Source organism: Galactobacter caseinivorans, assembly GCF_003640665.1.
GTDB lineage: Bacteria > Actinomycetota > Actinomycetes > Actinomycetales > Micrococcaceae > Galactobacter > Galactobacter caseinivorans.
The window spans coordinates 676,515-689,204 of the sequence record NZ_QQXL01000001.1 but is presented as its reverse complement, the minus strand read 5'-3'; the positions used below and the strand labels follow the sequence as shown (position 1 = coordinate 689,204).

The window sequence follows — 12,690 nt, the reverse complement described above, 5'->3', positions numbered from 1 at the left end:
CGCCCACCGGCACGCCGCCCCAAGCGGCCCTATCGACACCAAGCACCCCACACGCCCGCTTCTCCGCGATAAGCCCGCTTCCCCTCCCCTCGCCACGCCGCCCCGGGCACGCCGCCGCTCGCGAGGCGACCGGACGCCGTCGCCCATCCGCACGCCGCCCAAGCAGTCCGGACAAGCGGCCCTATCGACGCCAAGCACCCCATACGCCCGCTCACCAGCGATAAGCCCGCTTGCGGCCCCTTGCCCCGGACGCGACGAGGCCCCGCCGCTCCGGTGAGGGAGAGGCGGGGCCTCGTCGAGTCATTCAGTTCGCCAGCCCGAGGGCTCAAAGTCCCTGGCGCCAGCTGCCGACGCCGGCCACAGGGCCAGCCTCCAGCCACGAGCTCAAGCCCGTGTACGCCGCGTAACTCATCGCTAAGTCGAACGGCTTTCCATCGCTGCTCAGGGAGACCACGATGGCATCCGCCGGCATGCGCGAGCGGTCCTGCGGCTCCGGATCGGTCCATCCCTTGAGCTCAAGCGACGAGCGCTCGAACCGTCTAATCGGGATGGGCGAGACGGAGATCAGGGCCAGGAACTCCAGCCGGTGATCGGCGTAGCGACAGATGCCGGGAGCCCACCGGGCACCCCCCATGCGTAGAGACGCATCGAAGGTGCCCAGTGTTCGGCGCAATTGTGAGCGCCGCACGCCCACAGCCGCAAAGTAACCCACCAGGAGGGCAAGGATGACCCCCAGAATGATGAGAACAATAGCGAAGGTGTCCAACGCGGCTAGAACCGAATCCTTAGGACGCGGCGTCGACGATAACGGCGTCGTCGGCCACGATCGTGACTCGGTTGTTCTCCACGGAGAAGAAACCACCGTCGGCCGAAATGTGAACTCGAGCGCCTTCAGTGGGCTCGATTTCCACACGACCGGCGGCCAGCAGCGCGATCACGGGGGTGTGACCCGGCAGCACGCCGATGTCACCGTCCGCCGTGAAGGCATTCACGCGGCGCGCCGCCCCGGACCACACAAAGTGATCCGCGGCGACGACCTCGACGTCCAGCTCGGCCATGACTACTTCGTGCTCTTCTGGATGTCGTCCCACTGACGCATGACGTCATCAAGACCGCCAACGTTGAAGAACGCCTGCTCAGCCACGTGGTCCAACTCGCCGTCGCAGATGGCCGTGAAGCCCTCGATGGTCTCCTTGATGGAGACCGTGGAGCCCTCAACGCCGGTGAACTGCTTGGCGGTGTAGGTGTTCTGCGAGAGGAACTGCTGGATACGACGGGCGCGAGCCACGACGATCTTGTCCTCTTCGGAAAGCTCATCGACACCAAGGATGGCGATGATGTCCTGCAGTTCCTTGTTCTTCTGCAGGATGACCTTCACTCGAACGGCCGTGTCGTAGTGCGCCTGGCCCACGTACTGCGGGTCAAGAATACGAGACGTGGACGTCAGCGGATCCACGGCCGGGTACAGACCACGCGAGGCAATCTCGCGGGACAGCTCGGTCGTGGCATCCAGGTGAGCGAACGTGGTGGCCGGGGCCGGGTCGGTGTAGTCATCAGCAGGCACGTAAATGGCCTGCATCGACGTAATCGAGTGACCCTTGGTGGAGGTGATGCGCTCCTGAAGGAGACCCATCTCATCCGCCAGGTTGGGCTGGTAACCCACGGCGGAGGGCATGCGGCCCAGCAGCGTGGAAACCTCGGAACCGGCCTGCGTGAAGCGGAAGATGTTGTCGATGAACAGGAGCACGTCCTGGTTCTCGACATCACGGAAGTACTCGGCCATGGTCAGGCCGGTCAGGGCCACGCGAAGGCGCGTTCCCGGCGGCTCATCCATCTGGCCGAACACCAAGGCGGTGTCCTTGAGGACGTTGGCCTCTTCCATTTCAACCCAGAGGTCGTTGCCCTCACGGGTGCGCTCGCCAACACCGGCGAACACGGAGGTACCACCGAAGTTGCGAGCAACACGGGTGATCATCTCCTGGATGAGCACGGTCTTGCCCACGCCGGCGCCGCCGAACAGGCCGATCTTGCCGCCCTTGATGTACGGGGTCAGCAGGTCAATGACCTTGATGCCGGTCTCCAGCATCTCCGTGGAACCCTCAAGGTCCGCGAAGTGCGGGGGCTTGCGGTGGATGGGCCACCGCTCCTTAACGCCGATCTCCTCGATCGGGACGTCAAGGGACTCACCCAGCACGTTGAAGATGTGACCCTTGACCTCGGGGCCCACGGGCACCGAGATCGAGGCGCCGGTGTCCTGGACAGAGGCACCGCGGACGAGTCCGTCGGTGGTCTGCAAGGAGATGGCGCGCACCAGGTTGTCACCCAAGTGCTGGCTGGTCTCAAACGTGATGGTGCGGGACTGGCCCGCGAGCGTGACCTGAGCGGTCAGCGCGTTGTAAATGGCCGGGATCGCGTCCGCCGGGAACTCGACGTCCACGACCGGGCCGATGACGCGGGCGATGCGGCCGGTGGCACCCGGCACAGCGGTCGTCCCCGCTTCGGTAACTTGAGCAGTCATCTCTCTCACTTCACTTGGTCTTGGCTGCGTGTCTGAATAGGGCGTAACTCAAGCACTGAGCGAATCAGCGCCGGCCACGATCTCGGTCAGCTCCTGCGTAATTTCCGCCTGGCGGGCGTTGTTACGCAGTCGCGTGTACTTCTTGATGAGCTCGCTGGCGTTGTCGCCAGCGGTCTTCATGGCACGTTGACGAGCTGCCAACTCAGACGCGGCAGCCTGCAGCAGAGCAGCGAACACGCGCGAATCGATGTAACGGGGAAGCAGGCCATCAAGCACCTGCTCCGGCTCCGGCTCGTACTCGTACAGCGGCAGGAGGTCGGTCGTCTTCTCGCTGACCTTTTCCTCCACCACCTCAAGGGGAAGCAGGCGGACCACGTTGGGCTCCTGCGTCACCATCGACTTGAACTGCGTGAACACGAGATGAATCTCGTCCACGCCGCCCGAAGCAGTGTCCTGATTGAACGCCTCGAGAACGGCAGCGCCGATCTCCTTGGCGGTCTCAAACAGCGGCTCATCCGTGTTGCCCGTCCACACACGCTTGGTGGTGCGGTTACGGAAGTCGAAGTACGCCTCGGCCTTGCGGCCGTAGAGGTACACATCAACTTCCTTACCCTCGGCCTTGAGCTTCGTGAGAAGCTGCTCGGCCTCCTTGAGCACGCTCGAGGAGTACGAGCCGGCCAGGCCACGATCGGACGCGCAAATCAATACGGCCGAACGGGTGCTGGTCTCAGGCTCACGCGTGAGCGGGTGGTCAACCTCGGACTGAGAAGCGACTGCAGAGACGGCGCGGGTGATCGCCTTCGCGTAGGGCAGTGACGCGCTCACACGAGCGCGGGCCTTGCCGATACGGGAAGTAGCGATCAGCTCCATCGCCTTGAAGATCTTCTGCATCGACGTAGTCGAGCTGATCTTCTGGCGGTAAACCCTGATCTGGGCTCCCATGGGTGTCCTTTCCTCTCCCGGCCGGGTGGGTGGGGTTTCCCCCACCCACCCTCACGGGAAGCGGTCAGCGCTTCTGAGTGACGATCTGTTCCTGGGCCACCTCGTCGGCGCCCAGGGCATCGTGCTCTTCGTGGCCAGCGGCAACCAGGTGGTTGTCGCCATCGCCGAAGAAGCCGGCCTTGAACTCATCGATGGCTGCCTTCATGGCATCCACCGTCTCGTCCTCAAGCTTGCCGGTCTGCGCGATGGTGGTCAGCACAGAGGTGCGACGACGCAGGGAGTCCAGGAAGTCGCGCTCAAAACGGAGCACGTCCTCCACGGGGACATCATCCAGGTAACCGTTGGTGCCGGCCCAGATCGAAACGACCTGATCCTCCACCGCGTACGGCTGGTACTGGCCCTGCTTCAGCAGCTCCATCAGACGCGCACCACGGGTCAGCTGCTGCTTAGAAGCGGCATCCAGATCCGAGGCAAACATGGCGAATGCGGCCATGTCGCGGTACTGAGCCAAGGACAGCTTCAGCGTGCCGGAGACCTTCTTCATGGCCTTGATCTGAGCGGCGCCACCCACGCGGGAGACGGACACACCCACATCCACGGCCGGACGCTGGTTAGCGTTGAAGAGGTCCGACTGCAGGAAGATCTGGCCGTCGGTGATGGAGATGACGTTGGTCGGGATGAACGCCGACACGTCGTTGGCCTTGGTCTCAATGATCGGCAGACCGGTCATGGAGCCAGCGCCCATCTCGTCGGAGAGCTTGGCACAACGCTCCAGCAGACGAGAGTGCAGGTAGAACACGTCGCCCGGGTAGGCCTCGCGTCCCGGCGGGCGGCGCAGCAGCAGCGACACGGAGCGGTAGGCCTCGGCCTGCTTGGAGAGATCATCAAAGATGATCAGAACGTGCTTGCCGCCGTACATCCAGTGCTGCCCAATGGCAGAACCGGCGTAGGGAGCCAGGTACTTGAAGCCAGCCGCGTCAGAGGCCGGGGAGGCCACGATCGTGGTGTACTCCATGGCGCCCTGATCCTCCAGGGTCTGGCGCACGGCCGCGATGGTCGACGCCTTCTGGCCGACTGCCACGTACACGCAGCGGACCTGCTTAGTGACGTCACCGGAGGCCCAGTTGGCCTTCTGGTTCAGAATGGCGTCGATCGCGATGGCGGTCTTGCCGGTCTGGCGGTCACCGATGATCAGCTGACGCTGACCACGGCCGATCGGGATCATGGCGTCGATCGCCTTGAGGCCGGTCTGCAGCGGCTCGCTGACAGACTGACGCTCGGTGACGCCCGGGGCCTGAAGCTCGAGGGCGCGGCGGCCCTCGGGCACGATCTCGCCCTGGTCGTCAATCGGGTTTCCCAGCGGGTCGACGACGCGACCCAGGAAGTTGTCTCCGACGGGGACGGAAAGGATCTCGCCCGTACGGTGGACCTCCTGGCCCTGTTCGATGTCGTAGTAGTCACCGAGGATGACGACGCCGATCTCACGGCGGTCAAGGTTCTGGGCCAGGCCCAGGGTGCCATCCTCGAAGCGCACCAATTCGTTGGCCATGACCGAGGGAAGACCCTCGACATGGGCAATACCGTCACCAGCCGAAACGACGTGCCCCACCTCCACGCGCTCCGCTGCGTCCGGTTCGAAGGACTTGGCGAAGTCGTTGAGGGCGTTGCGGACATCGTCGGCATTGATGGTCAGATCGGCCATCTGCAGTCCCTGCTCTCTTGGTTCATCAGCCGAGAGGTTCCGCCCCCGGCTAAGGTATTCAGTCTGTGTGGTCTAGTCGTGTGCTCAGCTAACGCGATGCGCTAGCTGGCCAGACGACGGCGAAGCTCGGCCAGGCGCGTGGCTGCGGATGCATCCACGACCTCATCACCCACCTCGACGCGGAGGCCACCCACGAGGGAGCGGTCCACCACCTCGTTCAGGCGAAGGTCGCGGCCGTAGAGGGAGTTGAGGCCCTCCACGAGCCGGCGGCGCTGCTGATCCGTCAACGGACGGGTAACGCTCACGGTGGCAATCCACCGGCGCTGGCGACGTGCCACGTTCTGCACGAAGCGCTCCACCAAGGCGGTGGTGCGGAATCCGCGCGGTTCCGAGACCGCCTGGGCGATCAGCGAGCGAGCCACGTCTGAGGCATTCGGGACCAGCTTCTCCGCGAGGGCCACCTTGGCGGCAACCGGTGCGGACTGGTCTTCGAAGGCCCACTGCAGGTCGTGGCTAGCTGCCACGGCATCGTTGAAGCCGAGCAACTCGGCCTGCAGTTCGTCGAGGCCCTGAGCGCCGGAGTTCTCCGCAACCGCGATGGCGGCGGTAGATCCCAGCTCTTCAAGGGTGTCGCCCAGGTCTCGCTCGGAGCTCCAGCGTGAGGTGACCAACGACGAGACGATCGAGACCGTCTGTGCGGACACCTTGTTGCTGAGCAGCTCCTTGACCAGGCCCCGCTTGGCCTCATCCGAACTCGAAGGATCGGTCAAGGCGCGGCGGAGGGCGGCGTTGGAATCAAGCACCGAGAGCACACCGAAGAGCTCCTGGGAGAGGGACAAGCCCGCACCCCTGAGCATCGGCTCTAGCTCTGCGAGTGCACGATCACGTGACTCACTCGTTGTTGCTGCCATTACTTTGACGCACCTGCCCGCTGTGACTCGAGGTCGGTGAGGAAGCGATCAACAACGCGCGCAGAGCGTGCGTCATCATCAAGTGCTTCGCCCACGATCTTGCCGGCCAGCTGCGTGGCCAGGGAGCCCACCTCGGTGCGCAGCGAGGCCTGAGCGGCTGAGCGCTCCGCATCGATCTGCACCTGAGCCTGCTCGGTGATACGAGCTGACTCGGAAGCGGCCTTGGCCTTGAGCTCGGCAAGAATCTCTGCGCCCTCGGAACGAGCCTCTTCGCGGATGCGATTTGCCTCGGTGCGAGCGTCGGTGAGCTGCTGCTTGTACTCCTCGAGTGCCGCGTTGGCCTCGGCCTGAGCGGCCTCGGCCTTCTCGATCCCACCTTCGATAGCGGCGGTGCGCTCCTCGAAGGTCTTCTCGAACATCGGCACGACGAACTTAGCGACGATGAACAGCAGGATCAGGAACCCGGCAAGGGTGACGAGCACCTCCCACCAGTTCGGCATCAGAGGGTTTGCGCCCTCTGCGGCTGCCTTAATGACTGCGTTGTCCATGTTTCACCCGTCTTTCTTCTATGCGTAGGGACTACTGGGCTCGAGAAGAAATTAGAGCTTCCAGACGAAGGCGAACACGAGGCCGAGGATCGCCAGGGCTTCGGTGAAGGCCAGACCCATGAAGGCCAGCGGCTGAAGGACGCGCTGCGCCTCGGGCTGGCGGGCAACGCCCTGGATGAAGGCCGCGAAGACGAGACCCACGCCGATGCCGCCACCGATGGCGGAGAGGCCGTAGCCGATGGCATTGAGGGAACCGGAGATTTCCATTGTTTTCCTTTCACGATGTCACCGGCGTCTGCGCCGGCAACAGGGAGATGGTTGCACCCTAGGGAGGCCCCCAGGGGACGAGTATTAAATCAGTGGGCGTCCGAGATGGAGGTCTGGATGTAGACCGCGGTCAGAAGCGTGAAGACGTAGGCCTGCAGCACCTGAATGAAGATCTCAAACAAGAACATGGCCAGGCCGCCAATGAAGATCAGCGAGCCGAGCGGGTAACCCCACCACTGGCCAAGACTGGTGAACATGTAGGCCATGGCTGCGCCGGTCAGGGCGATGATCATGTGGCCGGAGAGCATCGTTGCGAAGAGTCGCAAGGAGTGCGTCATGGGGCGGACCAAGAACGTGGAGACGATCTCGATCAGGACGACCGGAATCAGGAAGGCCTTCGGCACGCCGGAGGGGACCACCGAGACCTTGAAGTACTTGACGCCGTGGGTCTTGAAGCCCAGGTAGATCCAGTACACGTACACGATGCCGGCCAGCGCGTAGGCGGTGCCCACATGCGAGGTGGTCGGAATCTGCAGGAACGGAATGGATCCCATCATGTTGCTCAGCAGCACGAACAGGAAGAGCGACACCAGCAGGGGCGTGTACTTCTTGAACTCACGCTCACCGAGCATGTCCCGGCCGATGGAGTTGCGGACGAAGGTGTACGTCCACTCCCCCAGGAACTGGAACTTGCCCGGGACCATGGCGCGGCGACGCGAGGCGGCCACAAGGAACCAGGAAACGAGCACCACGGTGAGGATGACCAGAAGCATCTGCTTGCCGAAGCCGGTGCCGTACTCGGCACCCCACGGCAGGATGTCTGGGAGGTGAAGATCCTCTAGGCCAGGCGGCGTAAAAGTGCCGCCTTCGGCGGCGGTAGGGAGCGCAAGCGCGATCAACGCGTTTCCTCTCTGCTGTCAGGTGCCGACGCACACGGGAGGAAAGTCCGCACCCGCGCGGTGACCATACGAAGGGTCATGATTGATTGCTGTTCTTGCCGGGACCGTTGAGGTCCACTTGGTGCCGCCAGGCCAGGTACAACCCGCTGACGGCGCCGAGGGCCAGGCCCACGAAAACGATCCAGTTCTGGCGCAATACCAGACCCAGAATTAAGCCTACCAAACCGAAGGTGATGGCACCGGCGATGACGTAGGTGATGTACTCACGAACTGGTCGCGCGGCCGCTTCCTCTGCCCGCGACGCTGGCTGCTGGTTCATTTGCCTGCCTCCGTCTCGGAGAAGATGCGCATGCGCACGCGGCTGAAGCGGTACATCTCCACGCCCTGCCAGACCAGGACCGAGACAACCGCCCCGATCGTGACCCAGGTGCCGTTGAACCAGAACGGATCATGCGGAACCAGGAGGAAGGCGCCAAAGCCGATGACCTTGACGATGTACATCAGCATGAAGGCGGCGAGTTGCGCGTTGGGTGCACGCTGGCCCACCAGGTGTCCCACCAGCAGCGAGAGGCCAAAGAAAACGACGACCACCACGCCAACGGCCAGGACAGAAAGTAGCCCGGGGCGCTGAGCCACGAGGAGGCCAAGCAGGGCCGTCACGACGATGGCTGCGCCCGTGAGTCCCATGCACCAGAGCAAGATGCTCATCCACGGGGTCTTGTCCTCATCGGAAGCCACGGCGACGCCATACGGCGTGGGCGTGGGCTTGCTCATGAGTCCTCCGGGAGGTGATGTGCACGACACAATGCCGCGCGATCCTTATTCTACCTGCCGTCGAACTCAGGACGAAACCGGCGGAACCACGGGGGCCTGAGCCACCTACAGCCGCCCGTCCCGCTCAATGTCCAGTCTGCGCGCCTTGGCCAGGGAACGCTGCGAGAGCCGGCGGCGGATCCACGGACTCAGCGTGAGCAGGGCAGCCCCGAGCAGCAGCGCGCCCCAGATGGGCAACAGGATGGCCAGATCCACCCAGCTCAGCGCCACGGTGCCAAAGGCGATCAACGAACTCCATAAGTACAGCAGCAACACGGCCCCGCGGTGGGTGTACCCGCCATCCACCAGCTTGTGATGCAGGTGCCCACGGTCCGCGCTGAAAGGAGACTTGCCGCGCGCTGTGCGCCGCACGATGGAGAGCACCAGGTCAAGCAGCGGAAGGATGATGACGGCGATGGGCAGCAGGATCGGCATGTAGGCGGGCACATTGCGGAAGCGGAAGCGATCCAGCGCCTGCACATCGGTGGTGACGGCGATCGCGGCCACGGCCATGATCAGGCCAATGACCATGGCGCCTGTCTCGCCCATAAAGATCTTGGCCGGATTGAAGTTGTGCACCAGGAACCCCAGCGACGCTCCAAAGAGCATGGCCATGAGCAGCGCGCCCAGATTGGAGTGGTCGTACTGATTCACATCCCGGGCCAGGGCGTAGCAGTACACGAAGAAGGCCCCGGATCCGATGGCAGCGATGCCTGCCGCCAGCCCGTCCAGCCCATCCACGAAGTTGATGGCGTTCATGGTCAGCACCATGAGGAAAACGGAGAGCGCGATCTGCCAGCCGGGCTCGGCCACGTGCCACCACCCGACCGGCAACACCTCCAGCCTCACGCCGGAGACGGCCATGATCAGCGCGGCCCCCACCTGCCCGGCCAGCTTGAAGTACCAGCGCAAGTCAAAGAGGTCATCCGCCACCCCAAGGACCAGGATCAGCAGGCACGCCAGCACCAGCCCCATGAGCAGATCCGGCCGGGTGAAGACCCCGGCTAGGAAGGGGGATTGACTGGCCACACCGAGGGCTGCGAGCAACCCGGCGATCATCGCCACTCCCCCCAACTTGGGGATGTGTTCGGCGTGCATGTCCCGCGCACGCAGGGGTATGTCCGCCATGGTGCGCGCGCCGATGCTGCGCACCAGTGGCGTCAGCGACGCCGAGACCACAAAGGCCACCGCGACGATGAGAAGGTAGACCCTCACTGGCGGACCTCAGGCCTCGTCCGGAGCCGGCAGGCTCACGTCGGGGTCCACGGCCTGCAGTTCCTCCAGGGAGAGGGCACCCAGCCGGACCACGCGCGGGGGCTGCGCGGTGTAGTCAACGATGGTGCTTGGCAGCGCGTCTCCCCCGCCGGCGGGGCGCTGCCCGTCCTCCAGGTAGACGGCCACGGAGTCTGCCAGTTGTTCGCGTGCGTCCGCGGCGGTGGGTCCCGTGGGAACCCCGGTGCGGTTGGCGCTGGAGACGGCGAGGGGACCAGTGGCGTTGAGCAGTTCCAGCGCCACCGGGTCATCTGGCATGCGCAGCGCCACGGTGCCGCGGGTCTCGCCCAGGTCCCAGGTCAGGGACGGCTGGGCCAGGAGGATCAGCGTGAGCGGGCCGGGCCAGAAGCGCTCGGCCAGCGCCCGCGCGCCGTCTGGCACGTCCGCGGCAAGGCCGTCCAGGGTACCGGGCCGGGGAATCAGCACCGGCGGCGGCATCTGCCTGCCGCGCCCCTTGGCCGCCAGCAGCGTGGCGACGGCCTGCGGCGAGAAGGCATCCGCGCCGATCCCGTAGACCGTGTCGGTGGGGATCACCACACACTGCCGATCGGCCAGCGCCACCTGCGCGGCGGCGATGCCCTCCGCGCGGTTGGCCTCATCCTGACAATCAAAGCTCTGACTCACGGTCGTTATTCTCCCACGAGAGGACGGTTGGTAGTGCTCGACGCCGCGGACGTGCGTCTGGCGCTCGAGTAACGGATGCGTCCGGTCAGGTCGCGGTGCACCTGCTCGCGCTCCCACTCCCCTGAGGATCGCAGCAGCGCGAGCATGGCTCGCTCCTGCGTTTCGTCGTGTTCCATGACCAGTTCCCCGCCGGCGCGCAGCAGCTGCGCCGCCCGCTGCACCAGCTCTGTGGGCAGGGACATGCCATCCGCTCCCCCACCGTAGAGGGCCGCGTCCGGGTCGTGCTGTTGCACCTCGGGGTCGGCATGCAGGCGTGTGTCCGGGATGTACGGGGGGTTCGTCACCACCACGTCCACCGTGCCGACCAGCTCCTGCAACGCCACACGGGCATCGGCCAAGACCAGGCTGAGGCCGTGCGCGTTCGGGAAGCGGTCCTTGGCCTGCGCCAGGTTTCGCTGTGCGTACTCAAACGCCAACGGGGAGAGCTCCACCGCCGCGACCCGCACGCCCGGCACCTCGCTTGCTACGGCGGCGGCAATGGCGCCGGATCCGGTGCACAGGTCCACCACCAGGGGGTGTTCACGGCCGGCGCTTCGCATCGCCACTGCGGCGTCGATCGCGGCCTGCGCCACCAGCTCCGTCTCCGGGCGGGGCACAAACACGCCAGGGCCCACGGCGAGGGTCAGGGACCTAAACGGAGCGGACCCGGTCAGATGCTGCAGCGGGGTGCGCTGGGCCCGGCGGGCCACCAACTCACCGTAGCCAGGGGGCACCGGGGCGCCCATGAGCGCCAGCACCGCCACGCGCCCGCGGTTCTCGCCGAGCACATGCCCGGCCAACAACTCCGCGTCCGCACGCGGGGACTCGATCCCCGCCGCGTTGAGCGCGGCGGCGGCCACCCGCAGGGCGGCCCGTAGATCCGCGGAGCCGTCCACCGCCGGAGCCACGGCGTCGCTGGAACCCGACCGAACGGCGTCGTGCACCTGGGACACCGCGGAAGGAACGGGCGGCTGGGCCGCGCCAAGTCCGGGAACCGGCGGCGCCTCAGGCGGCTCGGCACCCACCGCTGGCAAGCCAACAAACTGGCCCACCGATCAGTCCTCGCCCTCACCCAGCGCGGCCAGGCGGCTTTCCTCATCCACCGAGATGCAGGAGTCAATCAGGGGCTGGATGTCCCCATTGATCACCGCGTCCAGGTTGTAGGCCTTGTAGCCCGTGCGGTGATCCGCGATGCGGTTTTCCGGGAAGTTGTAGGTGCGGATGCGCTCGGAGCGGTCCATGGAGCGCACCTGCGAGTGGCGCGCGTCCGAGTTCTCGGCGTCGATCTGCTCCTGCTGATAGGCCAGCAGGCGCGAGCGAAGCACGCGCATGGCGGCGTCGCGGTTTTGCAGCTGGCTCTTCTCGTTCTGCATGGCCACCACAATCCCGGTGGGAAGGTGCGTGATGCGCACGGCGGAGTCCGTGGTGTTCACGCTCTGGCCACCGGGGCCGGAGGAACGGTACACATCGATCTTGAGATCATTCTGCTGAATCTCAATCTCCTCCGGCTCATCCACCTCGGGGAAGACCAAGACCGCGGCAGCGGAGGTGTGGATGCGCCCCTGCGACTCGGTCACGGGGACGCGCTGAACGCGGTGCACGCCGCCCTCATACTTCAGCGCGGCGTAAACACCTTGAGCCGGGTCATTGCCCTTGCCCTTGATGGCGATCTGCGCGTCCTTGTAGCCGCCCAGATCCGACTCGTTGGCGGAGATGAGCTCCGTCTTCCAGCCGCGGGACTCGGCGTAGCGGATATACATGCGCAGCAGGTCCCCGGCAAAGAGGGCCGCCTCCGCGCCGCCCTCGCCGCCCTTGACCTCAAGGATGGCGTCGCGGCCGTCGTTGGGATCACGCGGGATCAGCAGGCGGCGCAGCTTCTCGGCAATGACCGGGATCGCCACCTTCAATTCCTCCGCCTCAGCGGCAAACTCCGGGTCAAGCTCCGCCATCTCGCTAGAGGCCTCGAGGTCCTCCTGCGCCTGCTGCCACCGCCGGTAGGTCTCCACGATGGAGCTGAGCTCGGCACCGCGCCGGCCCAGCTTCCTGGCCAGGCCCTGATCCTGGTACACCGCTGGGTCGGCAAGGCGCCCCTGGATCTGGGCGTACTCGTCCACGAGGGTCTGGACTGACTCAAACATGGGGTGTTTCCTGCTTC

15 protein-coding genes are annotated in these 12,690 nt (G+C 65.3%); all 15 read right to left on the bottom strand.

Annotated features, from left to right (window positions below):
* Positions 1 to 325: 325 nt before the first annotated feature.
* The 15 genes from DWQ67_RS03265 to prfA all read right to left on the bottom strand — a co-directional run bounded on the left by DWQ67_RS03265 (position 326) and on the right by prfA (position 12,673).
* Entirely contained in the window at positions 326 to 766 is a 441-nt protein-coding gene (locus DWQ67_RS03265) for a DUF2550 domain-containing protein (protein ID WP_121484123.1), read from the bottom strand.
* A 19-nt stretch (positions 767 to 785) separates the two neighbouring features.
* On the bottom strand, positions 786 to 1,058 hold the full coding sequence (locus tag DWQ67_RS03260; protein WP_121484122.1) for a F0F1 ATP synthase subunit epsilon: 273 nt from the start codon (positions 1,056 to 1,058) through the stop codon (positions 786 to 788).
* Positions 1,059 to 1,060: 2 nt separating this feature from the next.
* Positions 1,061 to 2,518: a F0F1 ATP synthase subunit beta gene (atpD, locus tag DWQ67_RS03255; RefSeq protein ID WP_121484121.1), complete on the bottom strand. Its 1,458-nt coding sequence runs from the start codon at positions 2,516 to 2,518 to the stop codon at positions 1,061 to 1,063.
* Between the two features lie 48 nt (positions 2,519 to 2,566).
* The gene (locus DWQ67_RS03250) at positions 2,567 to 3,460 is read right to left on the bottom strand and encodes a F0F1 ATP synthase subunit gamma (protein WP_121484120.1); all 894 of its coding nucleotides are present in this window, start codon (positions 3,458 to 3,460) and stop codon (positions 2,567 to 2,569) included.
* Positions 3,461 to 3,524: 64 nt separating this feature from the next.
* Positions 3,525 to 5,162: a F0F1 ATP synthase subunit alpha gene (gene atpA / locus DWQ67_RS03245; RefSeq protein WP_121484119.1), complete on the bottom strand. Its 1,638-nt coding sequence runs from the start codon at positions 5,160 to 5,162 to the stop codon at positions 3,525 to 3,527.
* A 101-nt stretch (positions 5,163 to 5,263) separates the two neighbouring features.
* Positions 5,264 to 6,073: a F0F1 ATP synthase subunit delta gene (locus DWQ67_RS03240; RefSeq protein WP_121484118.1), complete on the bottom strand. Its 810-nt coding sequence runs from the start codon at positions 6,071 to 6,073 to the stop codon at positions 5,264 to 5,266.
* Positions 6,073 to 6,621: a F0F1 ATP synthase subunit B gene (locus DWQ67_RS03235; RefSeq protein ID WP_121484117.1), complete on the bottom strand. Its 549-nt coding sequence runs from the start codon at positions 6,619 to 6,621 to the stop codon at positions 6,073 to 6,075. The genes DWQ67_RS03240 and DWQ67_RS03235 overlap by 1 nt, the downstream gene beginning before the upstream one ends.
* Before the next feature lie 51 nt (positions 6,622 to 6,672).
* Positions 6,673 to 6,888 (bottom strand): ATP synthase subunit c family protein, encoded by a 216-nt coding sequence (locus tag DWQ67_RS03230; RefSeq protein WP_119424218.1) that lies wholly within the window; start codon positions 6,886 to 6,888, stop codon positions 6,673 to 6,675.
* An 89-nt stretch (positions 6,889 to 6,977) separates the two neighbouring features.
* Positions 6,978 to 7,787: a F0F1 ATP synthase subunit A gene (gene atpB, locus DWQ67_RS03225; protein WP_121484116.1), complete on the bottom strand. Its 810-nt coding sequence runs from the start codon at positions 7,785 to 7,787 to the stop codon at positions 6,978 to 6,980.
* Positions 7,788 to 7,863: 76 nt separating this feature from the next.
* Entirely contained in the window at positions 7,864 to 8,106 is a 243-nt protein-coding gene (locus DWQ67_RS03220; protein ID WP_121484115.1) for a hypothetical protein, read from the bottom strand.
* Positions 8,103 to 8,561, bottom strand: a complete 459-nt coding sequence (locus DWQ67_RS03215; RefSeq protein ID WP_121484114.1) for a hypothetical protein — start codon at positions 8,559 to 8,561, stop codon at positions 8,103 to 8,105. Before DWQ67_RS03215 ends, DWQ67_RS03220 begins: the two co-directional genes overlap by 4 nt.
* Positions 8,562 to 8,666: 105 nt before the next feature.
* Complete coding sequence (locus DWQ67_RS03210) at positions 8,667 to 9,815, bottom strand: MraY family glycosyltransferase (protein WP_121484113.1); 1,149 nt, start codon at positions 9,813 to 9,815, stop codon at positions 8,667 to 8,669.
* Positions 9,816 to 9,824: 9 nt separating this feature from the next.
* Positions 9,825 to 10,496, bottom strand: a complete 672-nt coding sequence (locus DWQ67_RS03205; protein WP_121484112.1) for an L-threonylcarbamoyladenylate synthase — start codon at positions 10,494 to 10,496, stop codon at positions 9,825 to 9,827.
* A 5-nt stretch (positions 10,497 to 10,501) separates the two neighbouring features.
* Complete coding sequence (gene prmC, locus DWQ67_RS03200) at positions 10,502 to 11,587, bottom strand: peptide chain release factor N(5)-glutamine methyltransferase (RefSeq protein WP_233555879.1); 1,086 nt, start codon at positions 11,585 to 11,587, stop codon at positions 10,502 to 10,504.
* A gap of 3 nt (positions 11,588 to 11,590) precedes the next feature.
* The gene (gene prfA, locus DWQ67_RS03195; protein ID WP_121484111.1) at positions 11,591 to 12,673 is read right to left on the bottom strand and encodes a peptide chain release factor 1; all 1,083 of its coding nucleotides are present in this window, start codon (positions 12,671 to 12,673) and stop codon (positions 11,591 to 11,593) included.
* Positions 12,674 to 12,690: the final 17 nt, after the last annotated feature.

Excerpts from the sequence above, each read along its gene's own strand:
- DWQ67_RS03260 (WP_121484122.1), bottom strand. The coding sequence starts at position 1,058 with ATGGCCGAGCTGGACGTCGAGGTCGTCGCCGCGGATCACTTTGTGTGG.
- atpD (WP_121484121.1), bottom strand. The coding sequence starts at position 2,518 with ATGACTGCTCAAGTTACCGAAGCGGGGACGACCGCTGTGCCGGGTGCC.
- DWQ67_RS03250 (WP_121484120.1), bottom strand. The coding sequence starts at position 3,460 with ATGGGAGCCCAGATCAGGGTTTACCGCCAGAAGATCAGCTCGACTACG.
- atpA (WP_121484119.1), bottom strand. The coding sequence starts at position 5,162 with ATGGCCGATCTGACCATCAATGCCGACGATGTCCGCAACGCCCTCAAC.
- DWQ67_RS03240 (WP_121484118.1), bottom strand. The coding sequence starts at position 6,073 with ATGGCAGCAACAACGAGTGAGTCACGTGATCGTGCACTCGCAGAGCTA.
- DWQ67_RS03235 (WP_121484117.1), bottom strand. The coding sequence starts at position 6,621 with ATGGACAACGCAGTCATTAAGGCAGCCGCAGAGGGCGCAAACCCTCTG.
- DWQ67_RS03230 (WP_119424218.1), bottom strand. The coding sequence starts at position 6,888 with ATGGAAATCTCCGGTTCCCTCAATGCCATCGGCTACGGCCTCTCCGCC.
- DWQ67_RS03220 (WP_121484115.1), bottom strand. The coding sequence starts at position 8,106 with ATGAACCAGCAGCCAGCGTCGCGGGCAGAGGAAGCGGCCGCGCGACCA.
- DWQ67_RS03215 (WP_121484114.1), bottom strand. The coding sequence starts at position 8,561 with ATGAGCAAGCCCACGCCCACGCCGTATGGCGTCGCCGTGGCTTCCGAT.
- prfA (WP_121484111.1), bottom strand. The coding sequence starts at position 12,673 with ATGTTTGAGTCAGTCCAGACCCTCGTGGACGAGTACGCCCAGATCCAG.